The sequence below is a fragment of the Streptococcus sp. 20925_1_24 genome (genome assembly GCF_041432335.1).
Classification (GTDB): domain Bacteria; phylum Bacillota; class Bacilli; order Lactobacillales; family Streptococcaceae; genus Streptococcus; species Streptococcus mitis_BM.
The window spans coordinates 282,367-299,223 of sequence record NZ_JAPVZM010000001.1 but is presented as its reverse complement, the minus strand read 5'-3'; the positions used below and the strand labels follow the sequence as shown (position 1 = coordinate 299,223).

The 16,857-nt window shown below is 40.7% G+C and carries 7 protein-coding genes; all 7 read left to right on the top strand.

What is annotated here, in order from left to right:
* The first annotated feature begins 229 nt into the window (after positions 1-229).
* Positions 230-1,147, top strand: coding sequence for a zinc-binding lipoprotein AdcAII (gene adcAII / locus O3650_RS01365; protein WP_000744916.1), 918 nt, complete (start codon positions 230-232; stop codon positions 1,145-1,147).
* Positions 1,148-1,154: 7 nt separating this feature from the next.
* The gene (locus O3650_RS01360) at positions 1,155-4,154 is read left to right on the top strand and encodes a pneumococcal-type histidine triad protein (protein WP_203175369.1); all 3,000 of its coding nucleotides are present in this window, start codon (positions 1,155-1,157) and stop codon (positions 4,152-4,154) included.
* Positions 4,155-4,316: 162 nt separating this feature from the next.
* Entirely contained in the window at positions 4,317-7,427 is a 3,111-nt protein-coding gene (locus tag O3650_RS01355; RefSeq protein WP_371491393.1) for a pneumococcal-type histidine triad protein, read from the top strand.
* Positions 7,428-7,810: 383 nt separating this feature from the next.
* Positions 7,811-8,482 carry a CPBP family intramembrane glutamic endopeptidase gene (locus O3650_RS01350; protein ID WP_219966698.1) on the top strand — a complete coding sequence of 224 codons (672 nt, stop codon included), beginning with the start codon at positions 7,811-7,813 and terminating at the stop codon, positions 8,480-8,482.
* 129 nt (positions 8,483-8,611) lie between these two features.
* Positions 8,612-11,887, top strand: a complete 3,276-nt coding sequence (rexB, locus tag O3650_RS01345; RefSeq protein WP_371491390.1) for an ATP-dependent nuclease subunit B — start codon at positions 8,612-8,614, stop codon at positions 11,885-11,887.
* Positions 11,884-15,534, top strand: coding sequence for a helicase-exonuclease AddAB subunit AddA (gene addA, locus O3650_RS01340; RefSeq protein ID WP_371491388.1), 3,651 nt, complete (start codon positions 11,884-11,886; stop codon positions 15,532-15,534). The genes rexB and addA overlap by 4 nt, the downstream gene beginning before the upstream one ends.
* A gap of 17 nt (positions 15,535-15,551) precedes the next feature.
* Positions 15,552-16,730: a hypothetical protein gene (locus O3650_RS01335; RefSeq protein ID WP_371491386.1), complete on the top strand. Its 1,179-nt coding sequence runs from the start codon at positions 15,552-15,554 to the stop codon at positions 16,728-16,730.
* Positions 16,731-16,857: the final 127 nt, after the last annotated feature.

Below are 16,857 nucleotides of genomic sequence, written 5' to 3'. Positions count from 1 at the left end.
TTTTTTTCTACACAAAAAAGGCTCCATAATATCCATAGGGGGTTACCCACTACAAATATTATAGAGCCGATTTTCATTGAGTATATAAAGTGAGAATCTGTTGAGTTGTTGAAACTCAGCAGATTTTTATATGTGAAAGAAATTTCAATTTTTTCTTAAAATAGCTTGACAGATTAAATTTTTAGGAGTAGAATGTTTACCAGTTAATTAAATAGTTAAGGGGTTAACCATGAAAAAACAAAGTTTATTTTTAGTATTGTTAAGTGTCTTTCTTTTGTGTTTAGGTGCTTGTGGTCAAAAGGAAAGCCAGACAGGGAAAGGGATGAAAATTGTGACCAGTTTCTATCCTATCTACGCTATGGTTAAGGAAGTATCTGGTGACTTGAATGATGTTCGAATGATTCAGTCAAGTAGTGGGATTCACTCCTTTGAACCTTCGGCAAATGACATCGCGGCCATCTATGATGCAGATGTCTTTGTTTACCATTCTCATACGCTAGAATCTTGGGCAGGAAGTTTAGATCCCAATCTAAAAAAATCTAAAGTGAAGGTTTTAGAGGCTTCAGAGGGAATGACTTTAGACCGCGTCCCAGGGCTAGAAGATGTGGAAGCAGGGGATGGAGTTGATGAAAAAACGCTCTATGACCCTCATACTTGGCTAGATCCTGAAAAAGCTGGCGAAGAAGCTCAGATTATCGCTGATAAACTTTCAGAGGTGGATAGTGAGCATAAAGAAACTTACCAGAAAAATGCGCAAGCCTTTATCAAAAAAGCTCAAGAATTGACTAAGAAATTTCAGCCTAAATTTGAAAAAGCGACTCAGAAAACATTTGTAACACAACATACAGCCTTTTCTTATCTAGCGAAGAGATTTGGACTTAATCAACTTGGTATTGCAGGTATCTCTCCTGAACAAGAACCAAGTCCACGACAACTTACAGAAATTCAGGAATTTGTAAAAACATATAAGGTTAAAACGATTTTTACAGAAAGTAACGCTTCTTCCAAAGTAGCTGAAACTCTTGTCAAATCAACAGGTGTGGGTCTTAAAACTCTGAATCCTTTAGAGGCAGACCCACAAAATGACAAGACCTATTTAGAAAATCTTGAAGAAAATATGAGTGTTCTAGCAGAAGAATTAAAGTGAGAAAAGAATGAAAATCAATAAAAAATATGTAGCAGGTTCAGTGGCAGTCCTTGCCCTAAGTGTTTGTTCCTATGAACTTGGTCGTTATCAAGCTGGTCAGGTTAAGAAAGATTCTAATCGAGTTGCTTATATAGACGGTAATCAGGCTGGTCAAAAGGCAGAGAACTTGACACCAGATGAAGTTAGTAAGAGAGAGGGAATCAATGCCGAACAAATTGTTATCAAGATTACGGATCAAGGATATGTAACCTCTCATGGAGACCATTATCATTACTATAATGGCAAGGTTCCTTATGATGCTATCATCAGTGAAGAATTACTGATGAAAGATCCGAATTATCAGTTGAAGGATGCAGACATTGTCAATGAAATCAAGGGTGGTTATGTCATTAAGGTAAACGGTAAATACTATGTTTACCTCAAGGATGCGGCTCATGCGGACAATATTCGGACAAAAGAAGAGATTAAACGTCAGAAACAGGAACATAGTCATAATCATAATTCAAGCACAGATAATGCTGTTGCTGTAGCCAGAGCCCAAGGACGCTATACAACGGATGATGGTTATATCTTTAATGCCTCTGATATTATTGAGGACACGGGTGATGCCTATATCGTTCCTCACGGCAATCATTTCCACTATATTCCTAAGAGTGATTTGTCTGCCAGTGAATTAGCTGCTGCCCAAGCCTTCTTATCTGGAAAAGGTGGTCAATTAAGTACGGTTGAATATCGTTCAAGCAGAGCTGAAACAAGATCTAGTGTGAGAATGAGTCAATCTGAGACACCTCAAAATCCTACAACAGATTCTGAAAGTCAAAGTGAGGATTTAGCTAGTCTTCTTCAAGAATTGTACGCTTTGCCACTTAACCAACGTCATGTGGAGTCTGATGGATTAGTATTTGACCCAGCACAGATTACAAAACGTACTGCCAATGGTGTGGCAGTTCCTCACGGAGATCATTTCCATTTCATTCCTTACTCACAAATGTCTGCCTTGGAAGAAAAATTGGCTCGAAATCTGCCAATTGGAGGTCAGCCAGTTCAAAGCCATTCTGACAATCCGAAACCAAGCAGTCCTGAGAAACCAAGTTCAACCATTAAACCAAACTTTAATCTCAATTCACAGGCACCAAATCGAGGAACTGGAGGCGCTTATACAACGGATGATGGGTATGTCTTTAGTCCGACAGATGTGATTGAAGATACAGGTGACGCTTTTGTTGTACCGCATGGCAATCATTTCCACTATATTCCGAAGAGTGATTTGTCAGCAGGAGAATTGGCTGCAGCCCAAGCTTATTGGAATGGTAAACAGGGCTCACATTCTGCTACAAGTTCAAGTAAACCAAGTAGTGATAATGCTAAACCAGCCCAACCAAGTTTGACAGAGAGTCCAAACCTGACTGTCACCCCAACATATCATCAAAATCAAGGGGAAGATATCCCAACACTTTTAAGTGAATTGTATGCCAAACCTTTATCAGAACGACATGTAGAATCGGATGGATTAGTCTTTGATCCGGCACAAATCATCAAACGTACAGCTAACGGTGTTGCAGTGCCTCACGGAGACCATTATCACTTTATTCCTTATTCACAAATGTCCCCTTTGGAAGAAAAATTGGCTCGTATGATAGCTATCAAGGGACAAAATGGCAGTGTCTTGCCAAGTGTTACTCCTCTGAAGCCAGCCCCTACTACCAAACCTCTGGCACCAGTGGAAAATAAACTGACTGAACTTGATGTCAACCAGGTTGTTAGAAAAGTTGGCGAAGGATATATTATCGAGGATAAGGGCGTTAGTCGTTATGTTCTAGCTAAAGATTTGGCCAAGGATAAGATTGATGCTATTGAAAATCTTCTGTCTAAGAAAACTCAAGAGACACACACTCTAGTTGCGAAGAAAGAAAATGTCGCTCCTCGTGATCAAGAATTTTATGATAAAGCATATAATTTATTGGCCGAGGCTCATAAAGCCTTGTCTGAAAATAAGGGTCGTACTTCTGATTTCCAATCCTTAGACAAATTAGCAGAACGCTTGAATGATGAATCTTCTAATAAAGGAAAATTAGTAGATGATTTATTGGCATTCCTAGCACCAATTACCCATCCAGAACGTCTTGGTAAACCAAATTCTCAAATTGAATATACCGAAAACGAAGTCCGTATTGCACAATTAGCTGATAAGTATACAACCTCAGATGGCTACATTTTTGACGAACATGATATTATCAGTGATGAAGGAGATGCCTATGTAACGCCTCATATGGGTCATAGTCACTGGATTGGAAAAGATAGCCTTTCTGATAAGGAAAAAGCAGCTGCTCAATCTTATACTAAAGAAAAAGGTATCCTACCTCCATCTCCAGATGCAGACGCTCAAGCAAATCCAACTGGAGATAGTGCAGCGGCCATTTACAATCGTGTGAAAGGTGAGAAACGAATTCCACTCGTTCGACTTCCATACATGGTAGAGCATACAGTTGAGATAAAAAATGGTAATTTAATCATTCCTCATAAGGATCATTACCATAACATTAAATTTGCTTGGTTTGATGATCACTCATACAAGGCTCCAAACGGTTATACCTTGGAAGATTTATTTGCGACGATTAAGTATTATGTTGAACATCCTGACGAACGTCCACATTCTAATGATGGATGGGGCAATGCCAGCGAGCATGTCTTAGGTAAGAAAGACCACAGTGAAGATCCAAATAAGAACTTCAAAGCAGATGAAGAGCCAGTAGAGGAAACACCTGCTGAACCAGAAGTCCCTCAAGTAGAGACTGAAAAAGTAGAAGCCAAGCTCAAAGAAGCAGAAGCTTTACTTGCTAAAGTAACAGATGCTAGTTTGAAAGCCAATGCAACGGAAACTCTAGCTGGTTTACGAAATAATCTGAGTCTCCAAACCTTGGATAATAATGGTATCATGACAGAAGCAGAGAAACTACTTGCTTTGTTAAAAGGTAGTAATCTTACATCTGTAAGCAAAGAAAAATAAACTAATGAAAAATGAAAGTCTCGATAAAGAGGCTTTCATTTTTATTATGTGTATACGAAAAATTCTTGACAAGTAATACTAAAAAGAGTAAACTATTAACTAGTTAATTAACCGGTTCATCGTTTTGTGGTGAATCAAATAGGCTTAAGAAAAGAGAAAAGAATGAAAATCAATAAAAAATATGTGGCAGGTTCAGTGGCAGTTCTTGCCCTAAGTGTTTGTTCCTATGAACTTGGTCGTTACCAAGCTGGTCAGGCTAAGAAAGAGTCTAATCGAGTTGCTTATATAGACGGTGATCAGGCTGGTCAAAAGGCAGAAAATTTGACACCAGATGAAGTCAGTAAGAGAGAGGGAATCAACGCTGAACAAATCGTCATCAAGATTACGGATCAAGGTTATGTGACCTCTCATGGAGACCATTATCATTACTATAATGGCAAGGTTCCTTATGATGCTATCATCAGTGAAGAACTGCTGATGAAAGATCCGAATTATCAGTTGAAGGATGCAGACATTGTCAATGAAATCAAGGGTGGCTATGTCATTAAGGTAGACGGGAAATACTATGTTTACCTTAAAGATGCGGCCCATGCGGATAATATTCGGACAAAAGAAGAGATTAAACGTCAGAAGCAGGAACATAGTCATAATCATAATTCAAGTACAGATAATGCTGTTGCTGAAGCCAGAGCCCAAGGACGTTATACAACGGATGACGGTTATATCTTCAACGCATCTGATATCATCGAAGACACGGGTGATGCCTATATCGTTCCTCATGGCAATCACTTCCACTATATTCCTAAGAGTGACTTGTCTGCCAGTGAATTAGCTGCTGCTCAAGCCTTCTTATCTGGAAAAGGTGGTCAATTAAGTACGGTTGAATATCGTTCAAGCAGGGGAGAAACAAGATCTAATGTGAGAACGATTCAAGCTGAAACTCCGCAAAATTCTGCAACAGCTCCTGAGAGTCAAAATGAGGATTTAGCTAGTCTTCTTCAAGAATTGTACGCTTTGCCACTTAGCCAACGTCATGTGGAGTCTGATGGCTTGGTATTTGACCCAGCACAGATTACAAAACGTACAGCCAATGGTGTCGCAGTACCTCACGGAGATCATTTCCATTTCATTCCTTATTCGCAAATGTCTGCTTTGGAAGAAAAATTGGCTCGAAATCTTCCAATTGGAGGTCAGCCAGTTCAAAGTCATTCTGACAATCCGAAACCAAGCAGTACAGATAAACCAAGTTCACCGATTAAACCAAATTTTAATCTCAATACGCAGGCACCAAATCGAGGAACTGGAGGCGCTTATACAACGGATGATGGCTATGTCTTTAGTCCGAAAGATGTGATTGAAGATACAGGTGACGCTTTTGTTGTACCGCATGGCAATCATTTTCACTATATACCTAAGAGTGATTTGTCAGCAGGAGAATTGGCTGCAGCCCAAGACTATTGGAATGGTAAACAGGGTTCTCATTCTTCTACAAGCTCAAGTAAACCAAGTAGTGATAATGCTAAACCAGCCCAACCAAGTTTGACAGAGAGTCCAAACCTGACTGTCACCCCAACATATCATCAAAATCAAGGGGAAGATATCCCAACACTTTTAAGTGAATTGTATGCCAAACCTTTGTCAGAACGACATGTAGAATCGGATGGATTAGTCTTTGATCCGGCCCAAATCATCAAACGTACAGCAAACGGTGTAGCAGTGCCTCACGGAGACCATTATCACTTTATTCCTTATTCACAAATGTCTGATTTAGAGCAGAAAATTGCAAGAATGATTCCACCTCATTATAGTTCAAGTCATTGGTTACCATCAAGACCAAATCTAATCCCTGCTCCAGAGACTACCCCAGTACCAAGTCCACAACCTGTACCAAATCCTCAATCATCTCCAAGCAATCCATTTGATGGAAAATTGGTTAAACAGGCTGTTCGAAAGGTAGCTGATGGTTATGTCTTTGAAGAGAATGGAACCTCGCGTTATATCTCTACTAAGGAGCTTTCAGCAGAAACTGTTATAGCCATTGATAATAAACTTGCCAAACAAGAAAGTTTGTCTCATGTGTTAGGAGCTAAGAAAAGTACCATCCCTTCTAGTGATCAAGAATTTTACAACAAGGTTTATGATTTACTAGCAAAAGTTCATCAAAATTTGATTTCTAATAAAGGTCGCCAAGCTGATTTTGAAACTTTGGATACACTTTTGGAACGTCTTAATGACGTCTCAAGCGATAAAGTCAAGTTAGTTGATGATATTCTTACCTTCCTAGCACCAATTACCCATCCAGAGCGACTTGGCAAACCAAATGCTCAAATTGCCTATACGGACGATGAAATTAAATTAGCGAAATTAGCAGGTAAGTATACAACAGAAGATGGCTATATCTTTGATCCTCATGATATAACTAGCGATGAAGGCGATGCCTATGTAACTCCACATATGACTCATAGTCATTGGATTAAGAAAGAAAGTTTGTCTGAAGCTGAAAGAGCAGCAGCTCAGACTTATGCTAAAGAGAAAGGTTTGATGCCTCCTTCAACAGATAATCAGGGGTCAGGAAATACTGAGGTTAAAGGAGTAGAAGCAATCTATAATAAAGTGAAGGCAGCTAAGAAGGTTCCACTGGATCACATGCCTTACAATCTCCAACATACTGTTGAAGTTAAAAACGGTAGCTTGATTATACCTCATTATGATCATTACCATAATATTAAATTTGCTTGGTTTGACGAAGGACTCTATGAAGCACCTAAGGGTTATAGCCTTGAGGATCTCTTTGCGACTGTAAAATATTATGTTGAACATCCTGAAGAACGTCCTCACTCAGATAATGGTTGGGGAAATGCCAGCGACCATGTTCGTAAAAATAAGGCAGACCAAGACAGTAAACCTGATGAAGATAAGGAACATGATGAAGTAAGTGAGCCAACTCGCACTGAATCTGATGAAAAAGAGAATCACGCAGGTTTAAACCCTTCAGTAGATAATCTTTATAAACCGAGCACTGATGAAGACGAGACAGAGGGAGTTGCTAACGATACAACAGACGAAGCTGAAGTCCCTCAAGTAGAGACTGAAAAAGTAGAAGCCAAACTCAAAGAAGTAGAAGCTTTACTTGACAAAGTAACGGATGCTAGCTTGAAAAACAATGTGACAGAGAGCCTAGCTGGTTTACGAAATAATCTGAGTCTCCAAACCATGGATAATAATGGCATCATGGCAGAAGCAGAAAAATTACTTGCTTTATTAAAAAGGTAGTGAGTCAGTTATGACGAAATCAGAAGCATAAATTTATCCTGTTAAATCAAAATGATGTAAGAGTCAGTAGCAATACTGGCTTTTATTTGTCTCGCTCCGTAAGGTTCAGGCTAAATAAACCACCTGATTTTTTGGGGGCTTTGGATTCATTTAGGAGAAATCAATCTATATCCAAGGTTAGTAACTTAATCATAGGTCTTCCTTTGTTAGAGAAGATAATGGTAAAAGGGTATGGGTTAATTGATTTTACAGTTTAGGATGTTTTGATGACAATTTATGATTTGAAGAGTATATTTTGAAAAGATATTCTATACTAAACTTGTGATTCAATTAAACAAACCATTATATTCAATAAGCTAGTCAAGAAAAACAGAGGATTTGAGATGAAAAAACGGATTATTCAGATTTTACTAGCATTGTCCTTAATTTTTTACAAATCAACTTGGTTTTGGAGGCTTTTCAATCATCTCGCAAAGCCTTATCTACCAGCAAGTCGTGAGTTTTTTCAGATTCTACTTTTGATGGAGAGTGGAGTTCTTTTATTAGCGGTCATCTATCTACTAGTTTTTGCAGGAAAGAAAACTTTTCACTTCAAGTGGCAGTTGAGGTACTTTATCTACCTTTTACTGGGCTATATCATTTCGTATATGTCTGACTTCTTCTTGTCTTATTTCATACCCTCGTCTTCAAATCAAATTTCTTTGAATGAAACGATAGAAATGATAGGGAGACAGGAATTACCCTATTTCTTGCTCATAGCTTGCTTCATCGGCCCTATTGCTGAGGAATTGATTTATCGCGGTGTGCTTATGATAACCTTTTTCAAAAACTCGCCTTGGTACGGAGATGTCTTGCTTTCTGCTATTATTTTCGGTTATATTCATATCAATTTCGCTTTAACTCCTCTTGCTTTTTTCATTTATGCTAGCGGAGGGCTTATTTTGGCTCTATTGTATCGCATGACAAAAAATCTCTATTATCCAATACTAGTTCACATTCTCATCAATATCACTGCCTTCTGGAATGTGTGGTTACTCCTATTTTCAGGAAGTTAGCTTACTAAAACAATGTCGGAACTTTCCGGCATTTTCTTTTCAACGAATGAACAAGAACTGATTATTTTCAGAATTGGCTGGCTAATCATGGTATAATAAAAGGTAACGAAAAATTCCAACGAGGCTGAGATGAAATTACTTTATACTGATATTCGGACTTCTTTGACTGAAATTCTAACCAGAGAGGCGGAGGAGCTGGTTGCTGCTGGCAAGCGAGTCTTCTACATCGCTCCCAACTCTCTTTCTTTTGAAAAGGAACGCGCCGTGCTGGAATGCTTGTTCCAGCAGGCTTCTTTTGCGATTACCGTCACGCGCTTTGCGCAAATGGCTCGTTACCTGATTTTGAATGATTTGCCTGCTAAGACCAGTCTAGATGACATCGGTCTTGGGATGGCCTTTTACAAATGCCTTGCTGAACTTGATCCTAAGGACTTACGTGTTTATGGAGCTATCAAGCAGGATCCTCAATTTATCCAGCAGTTGATTGAGCTTTACCACGAGATGACCAAGGCTCAGATGAGTTTTTTAGACTTGGAGAGTTTGACGGATGAGGACAAGAGGGCAGACTTACTCTTGATTTTTGAGAAGATAACGGCTTATCTCAATCAGGGGCAGTTGACTCAGGGAAGTCAGTTGTCCCATTTGATTGAGGCTATTGAGAATGACAAGGTAAGTAGTGATTTCACTCAAATTGCCTTGGTCATTGATGGATTTACCCGTTTTTCTGCTGAGGAAGAGCGAATTGTGGACCTACTTCATGGCAAGGGTGTTGAGATTATCATTGGAGCCTATGCTAGTAAGAAAGCCTATACTAGCCCTTTTAGCGAGGGTAATCTCTACCAAGCCAGTGTGGAGTTTCTCCATCATCTAGCCTCTAAATACCAAACTCCTGCTCTGGATTGTTCTCAAACTCATGAGCAGATGGATAGTTTTGATAAGGCCTCTCGTTTATTGGAATCGTCCTATGACTTTTCAGAACTTTCCTTGGAAATTGATGATAAGGACCGTGAAAACTTACAAATCTGGTCTTGTTTGACGCAAAAGGAGGAGTTGGAGCTAGTAGCCCGTAGCATTCGTCAGAAATTACATAAGAACTCAGACCTGAGCTACAAGCATTTTCGTATTCTCTTGGGTGATGTAGCTTCTTATCAATTATCTCTAAAAACGATTTTTGACCAGTATCAGATTCCTTTCTATCTTGGTAGAAGCGAATCCATGGCTCATCATCCCTTGACACAATTTGTCGAGTCTATTTTAGCTTTGAAACGCTATCGTTTCCGTCAGGAGGATTTGATAAACCTTCTTAGAACAGGTTTGTATACCGACCTTAGTCAGGCTGATATTGATGCTTTTGAGCAATATATCCGCTATCTTGGTATCAATGGCTTGCCAGCCTTTCAGCAAACCTTTACCAAATCACACCATGGAAAATTTAATCTGGAACGTTTAAATACTCTTCGTCTGCGTGTTTTAACACCTCTTGAGACTCTTTTTGCTAGCCGAAAACAAAAGGCTGAAAACCTCCTACAAAAATGGAATAGCTTTCTAAAAGAGGGAGCGGTGACCAAGCAGTTGCAAGATTTGACAGCCACTATGGAAGCTGTAGAACAGGAAAGACAAGCCGAAGTTTGGAAGGCTTTCTGTCATGTTTTAGAACAATTTGCGACTGTTTTTGCTGGTTCGCAAGTTAATCTAGAGGACTTTCTAGCCTTGCTTCATTCTGGGATGAGTCTATCTCAGTATCGCATCATTCCAGCAACAGTAGACACTATTCTGGTGCAGAGTTACGATTTGATTGCACCACTGACTGCTGACTTTGTCTATGCCATTGGGTTGACTCAGGACAATTTACCAAAAATCGCGCAGAATACCAGCCTTTTGACAGATGAAGAAAGACAAAATTTAAACCAAATGACTGAAGAGGGGAGTCAATTGCTGATTGCCAGCAGTGAAAACCTCAAGAAAAATCGCTATACCATGCTTTCCTTGGTCAATTCTGCGCGTAAGAAGTTGGTCTTGTCGGCTCCAAGCCTTTTTAATGAAAGTGAAAGTAAGGAGTCAGCCTATCTGCAAGAGCTAGTCCATTTTGGATTTAGGCGGAAAGAAAAAAGGATGAATCACAAAGGGCTGTCTAAGGAAGATATGGGGTCCTATCACAGTCTTTTGTCCAGTCTGGTTGCCTATCACCAGCAGGGCGAGACGAGTGATAGGGAGCAAGATTTGACCTTTGTCAAGGTGCTGGCGCGTGTCATGGGTAAAAAGTTAGACCAGCAAGGTCTGGAAAATCCAGCCTTCCCAACCAGCCCAAGCAGTAAACCCTTAGCAAAGGACACCTTACAAGCTCTCTATCCTGCTGATCAGGAGTTTTACCTGTCTACCTCCGGTTTGACGGAGTTTTACCGCAATGAATACAGTTATTTTCTTCGCTACGTTTTAGGCTTGCAAGAAGAATTGCGCCTGCGTCCAGATGCCCGTAGTCACGGGAATTTCTTACACCGTATTTTTGAACGAGCCTTGCAGTTGCCTGACGAAGATCCCTTTGACAAACGTCTAGAACAAGCTATTCAAGAAACCAGTCAAGAGCGAGAATTTGAGGCTATTTATCAGGAAAGTTTGGAAGCCCAGTTTACCAAGGAAATTCTGCTTGATGTGGCGCGGACAACTGGACATATTCTCCGCCATAATCCAGCTATTGAAACTATCAAAGAAGAGGCGAATTTCGGTGGAAAAGACCAAGCCTTTATTCAATTAGACAATGGACGCAGTGTCTTTGTACGAGGCAAGGTTGACCGGATTGACCGTTTGAAAGCTGATGGAGCGATAGGGGTAGTAGACTACAAATCCAGTCTGACTCAGTTCCAGTTTCCTCATTTCTTTAATGGCCTCAATTCCCAGTTGCCAACTTACTTAGCTGCACTAAAAAGAGAAGGGGAGCAGAACTTTTTCGGCGCTATGTACTTGGAAATGGCTGAACCAGTCCAATCTCTGATGGCCGTTAAAAGTCTAGCAGGTGCAGTAGTAGAAGCTAGCAAGTCAATGAAATACCAAGGCCTCTTTTTAGAAAAAGAAAGCAGTCATTTGGGCGAATTTTATAACAAAAACAAGGCTAATCAGCTGACGGATGAGGAATTCCAGCTCTTGCTGGACTACAATGCCCAACTTTACAAGAAAGCAGCTGAGAAGATTTTAGAAGGCCAGTTCGCCATTAATCCTTATACCGAAAATGGCAGAAGTATTGCACCGTATGTTCAGCAACATCCAGCCATCACAGGATTTGAAGCCAATTATCACTTGGGTCAAGCCCGTTTCCTAGAAAAGTTGGACTTAGCTGATGGCAAGCGTCTGGTTGGAGAAAAACTCAAGCAAGCTTGGTTTGAAAAAATAAGAGAGGAGTTGAATCGATGAAGCCTATTCCCTTTTTAACTGAGAAGGAAATTCAAAAATTGCAAGAAGCAGAAGCGCATTTGAGCAAGGAACAAAAGAAAACTGCCGAGCAAATCGAAGCCATCTACACTTCTGGTCAGAATATCCTGGTTTCAGCATCGGCTGGTTCGGGGAAGACTTTTGTCATGGCAGAGCGCATTCTAGATCAATTGGCGCGCGGTGTCGAAATTTCTCAACTCTTTATCTCAACCTTTACTGTCAAGGCTGCCACCGAGCTTAAAGAACGTTTGGAGAAAAAAATCAGCCAACAAATCCAAGAAAGTAGCGATGTTGACCTCAAACAACACTTAGGTAAACAATTGGCAGACCTACCCAACGCAGCTATCGGAACCATGGACTCTTTTACCCAAAAATTCCTTGGCAAACATGGCTATCTGATTGATATTGCGCCTAATTTCAGGATTTTACAAAACCAGAGCGAGCAACTACTTCTAAAAAACGAAGTTTTTCATGAGGTTTTTGAAGCCCATTACCAAGGTAAGCAGAAAGAGACCTTTAGTCATTTGCTGAAAAACTTTGCTGGACGTGGCAAGGATGAACGGGGGCTACGCCAGCAAGTCTATAAAATTTATGACTTCCTCCAATCCACCAGCAACCCTCAAAAGTGGCTGAGTGAATCTTTCCTCAAAGGCTTTGAGAAAGCTGATTTTACCAGTGAAAAAGAAAAACTGACTGAGCAAATCAAACAAGCCCTTTGGGATTTGGAAAGCTTTTTCCGTTACCATCTGGATAATGATGCCAAGGAGTTTGCAAAGGCTGCTTATCTAGAGAATGTTCAGTTGATTCTGGATGAAATTGGCTCCCTAAATCAGGAGTCCGATAGTCAGGCTTATCAGGCAGTACTTGCGCGTGTCGTCGCCATTTCAAAAGAGAAAAACGGCCGATCTCTGACTAATGCCAGTCGTAAGGCTGATTTGAAGCCACTGGCCGATGCCTACAACGAAGAGAGAAAGACCCAGTTTGCTAAACTAGGACAACTGTCAGACCAGATAATCATTCTCGACTATCAAGAACGTTATCATGGAGATACATGGGAACTAGCTAAGACTTTCCAAACTTTCATGAGTGATTTTGTGGAAGCTTATCGTCAGCGCAAACGACAGGAAAATGCCTTTGAGTTCGCTGATATCAGCCATTACACCATTGAGATTTTAGAGAAATTCCCACAAGTCCGTGAGGCTTATCAGGAGCGCTTCCATGAAGTCATGGTCGATGAGTATCAGGATACCAACCATATTCAAGAACGGATGCTGGAATTGCTGTCTAATGGCCACAATCGCTTTATGGTAGGAGATATCAAGCAATCTATCTATCGTTTCCGTCAGGCAGACCCGCAGATTTTCAATGAGAAATTCCAACGCTATGCGCAAAATCCCCAAGAAGGCAAGCTCATTCTCCTCAAAGAAAATTTCCGTAGTAGTTCAGAAGTGCTGTCAGCAACCAATGATGTCTTTGAACGTCTCATGGACCAAGAGGTCGGCGAAATCAACTATGATAACATGCACCAGCTTGTTTTTGCCAATACCAAACTGACTCCCAATCCAGACAACAAGGCAGAATTTCTCCTCTACGACAAGGACGACACAGGTGAGGAAGAAGAGAGCCAAGCAGAAACGAAACTAACTGGTGAGATGCGCTTAGTCATCAAGGAGATCCTGAAACTTCATCAGGAAAAAGGTGTTGCCTTTAAAGAAATTGCTCTTCTGACCTCCAGCCGCAGTCGTAATGACCAGATTCTTCTCGCCCTGTCTGAGTACGGGATTCCCGTCAAAACAGACGGAGAGCAAAACAATTACCTCCAATCCCTAGAAGTGCAAGTCATGCTAGACACCCTTCGTGTCATTCACAATCCCCTGCAAGACTATGCCCTAGTTGCCCTTATGAAGTCTCCTATGTTTAGTTTTGATGAGGACGAGTTAGCACGTTTATCCCTTCAGAAAGCAGAGGATAAAGTCCAAGAAAATCTCTATGAAAAACTTGTCAATGCACAAAAACTGGCAAGTAGTCAAAAAGGCTTGATACACACAGCTCTAGCTGAGAAACTAAATCAATTCATGGATATCTTGGATTCTTGGCGCTTGTATGCCCAAACTCACTCCCTCTATGACTTGATTTGGAAGATTTACAATGACCGTTTTTATTATGATTATGTTGGGGCTTTGCCAAATGGTCCTACTAGACAGGCCAATCTCTATGCCCTAGCACTTCGTGCTGATCATTTTGAAAAGAGCAATTTTAAGGGTTTGTCTCGTTTTATTGGTATGATTAACCAAGTCTTAGAAGCCCAGCACGATCTTGCAAGCGTGGTTGTCGCACCGCCCAAAGATGCAGTAGAGCTCATGACCATCCACAAGAGTAAAGGCTTGGAGTTTCCTTACGTCTTCATCCTTAACATGGATCAAGATTTCAACAAGCAAGACTCTATGTCAGAGGTTATTCTCAGTCGTAAAAATGGGCTTGGTGTCAAATATATTGCCAAGATGGAGACAGGAGCAGTAGAAGCTCACTATCCTAAAACCATCAAACTCTCCATTCCTAGCCTGACCTATGGGCAGAATGAAGAGGAATTACAGCTGGCAAGCTATTCAGAGCAGATGCGTCTGCTGTATGTTGCCATGACGCGGGCTGAGAAAAAGCTTTATCTTATCGGTAAAGGTTCTCGTGAAAAGCTGGAAGCCAAGGAATACCCAGCGGCTAAAAATGGAAAACTAAATAGATCTACTAGACTGCAAGCAAGGAATTTCCAAGATTGGCTTTGGGCTATCAGTAAAGTGTTTGCAAAGGATAATCTCAACTTTAGCTATCGTTTTGTTGGTGAGGATCAGTTGACTAGAGAAGCTATCGGAGAATTAGAAAATAAGAGCCCTCTCCAAGATAGCTCCCAAGTAGACAATCGCCAGTCAGAAACCATCAAAGAAGCTCTTGAAATGCTGAAAGAGGTGGAAGTTTATAATACTCTTCACCGCGCAGCCATTGAACTACCAAGTGTTCAAACCCCAAGCCAAATCAAGAAATTCTACGAACCCATTATGGATATGGAAGGTGTCGAGATTGCAGGTCAAGGCCAGTCAGTAGACAAGAAAATCAACTTTGATTTGCCAGATTTTTCAACCAAAGAAAAGGTAACAGGAGCTGAGATTGGTAGTGCCACCCACGAACTCATGCAGAGAATTGACCTCAGTCAGCGACCAACGCTTGCTAGTCTGACAGAAACTCTCAAACAAGTTCAAACCAGCCCAGCGGTCAGAGACAAGATCAATCTTGCGAAAATCCTTGCATTCTTTGACACAGAACTCGGTCGGGAAATTCTCGCAAATACTAACTATCTCTATCGCGAACAACCTTTCTCCATGCTCAAACGAGACCAAAAGAGTCAGGAAGACTTTGTTGTCCGTGGTATCCTTGATGGCTATCTGCTTTATGAGGACAGAATTGTTCTGTTCGACTACAAGACAGACCGCTATGATGAACCAAGTCAACTCATAGACCGTTATCGTGATCAGTTAGCCCTATACGGAGAGGCTTTATCTCGAGCCTATTCGATTGAAAATATTGAGAAATACTTGATTTTACTCGGTAAAGACGAGGTTCAAGTTGTAAAAGTATAATCTAGAAAGGAGACCTCATGACACTTCCAGTTAGAAAATCCCTACATGATGCGGTTTTACAGGCTTCAAAAGCTGATACTTGGGAACAAGCTACCAAGGAATGGAATGAAGTTTCCTTGATTTTTAACGGTATCGGCCGTAGCAATTGTGTCTGTGGAAATGCCATCAAATACGCTTACGAACTCTTTAACGGCGTCACAGGTCAACGCCTCTTTCCTATCGGTAGCGACTGTGTTCGGCATTTTCATCGATTAAGCCTTGACCAGCAACTAGAAGAGGAAGAAAAACTGCTCAGAAAGGTTGAAAACCTGACCAGAAAAGCCCAGAAAAAGGAAAAAATCAAGGTTAACAAAAGTGACTTTGACGAGCGTCTTCTAAAGTGGCTCTGGGAAAAAGGTGTTTTTAAACCTAATCGTGGCAATCAGTTCACACCTGAGAGAGACTACCAGCTCTTCCTAGAAGTCTTTCAAGGAGGAAGTTGGACCAAGGCAGAGCCTAAGAAGAAGGCTCGTATGGAGGAAGTTCTTGAAAAGTGTATCAAACCCTTTTTACTTGGAAAATCAGATGACCAACTCTATCTTGTCAAACTAGGTAAGGAGAAAATTGACTACGAACAAGAACTGCGTATCCAGGCAGAGAAAGAACGCAAGAAGAGGGATAAAATCGCCAAGCAATATGCAGACAATCTAGTCCTAGCCATGGGACCAGCAGAGCGTGCTTATCAAGATTACTTTGGATTTACAGAGACCCTGACTCAAGAAGAACGCAAGTGGGAGAAAATTCTTTTTGGTAAAAATCGAACAGAACGGGCTATCAAGGCCAAACAATACCAAAAAGAGCTGGAAAAAGACCAACGAATTGCTAGTCAGGATCCAATTGAAAGAAAGCAGAAGCAGACCTGGCTCCTCAATTCCTATTTTCGTGAGCTTCCTGAAGAAAAAGCACGATTTTCTCGGCTCTTATTAGAATATCGAAAGAGTGGAGAAGTGCCATTTTCAACCGAATATCTGTCAGACCATCTCATCGACTTTTTCTATAAAATGAAAGCTTTTGAGTTTGAAATCGCACCAGAACAAGTCCGAGACTTTTTAAAAGAAAGCCTTCAGACAGAACATCTATCCTCAGCACAAGAAAGCTGGATAGAAGGAATTCTCCTCAACTGCATCAAACCATTTTTAGAACGATTAGTGATATAAGTAACACCTACCGTGGAAATTCCATGGTAGGTTACATTTTATCCAAAAAGAGAAAATAGGAAATGGCAAACCCTGCTCCTTCGTATTTTATATATAAAACAAAGTATGAAAACGTAACGCAATTTTA

Excerpts from the sequence above, each read along its gene's own strand:
- O3650_RS01355 (WP_371491393.1), top strand. The coding sequence starts at position 4,317 with ATGAAAATCAATAAAAAATATGTGGCAGGTTCAGTGGCAGTTCTTGCC.
- rexB (WP_371491390.1), top strand. The coding sequence starts at position 8,612 with ATGAAATTACTTTATACTGATATTCGGACTTCTTTGACTGAAATTCTA.
- O3650_RS01360 (WP_203175369.1), top strand. The coding sequence starts at position 1,155 with ATGAAAATCAATAAAAAATATGTAGCAGGTTCAGTGGCAGTCCTTGCC.
- adcAII (WP_000744916.1), top strand. The coding sequence starts at position 230 with ATGAAAAAACAAAGTTTATTTTTAGTATTGTTAAGTGTCTTTCTTTTG.
- addA (WP_371491388.1), top strand. The coding sequence starts at position 11,884 with ATGAAGCCTATTCCCTTTTTAACTGAGAAGGAAATTCAAAAATTGCAA.
- O3650_RS01350 (WP_219966698.1), top strand. The coding sequence starts at position 7,811 with ATGAAAAAACGGATTATTCAGATTTTACTAGCATTGTCCTTAATTTTT.
- O3650_RS01335 (WP_371491386.1), top strand. The coding sequence starts at position 15,552 with ATGACACTTCCAGTTAGAAAATCCCTACATGATGCGGTTTTACAGGCT.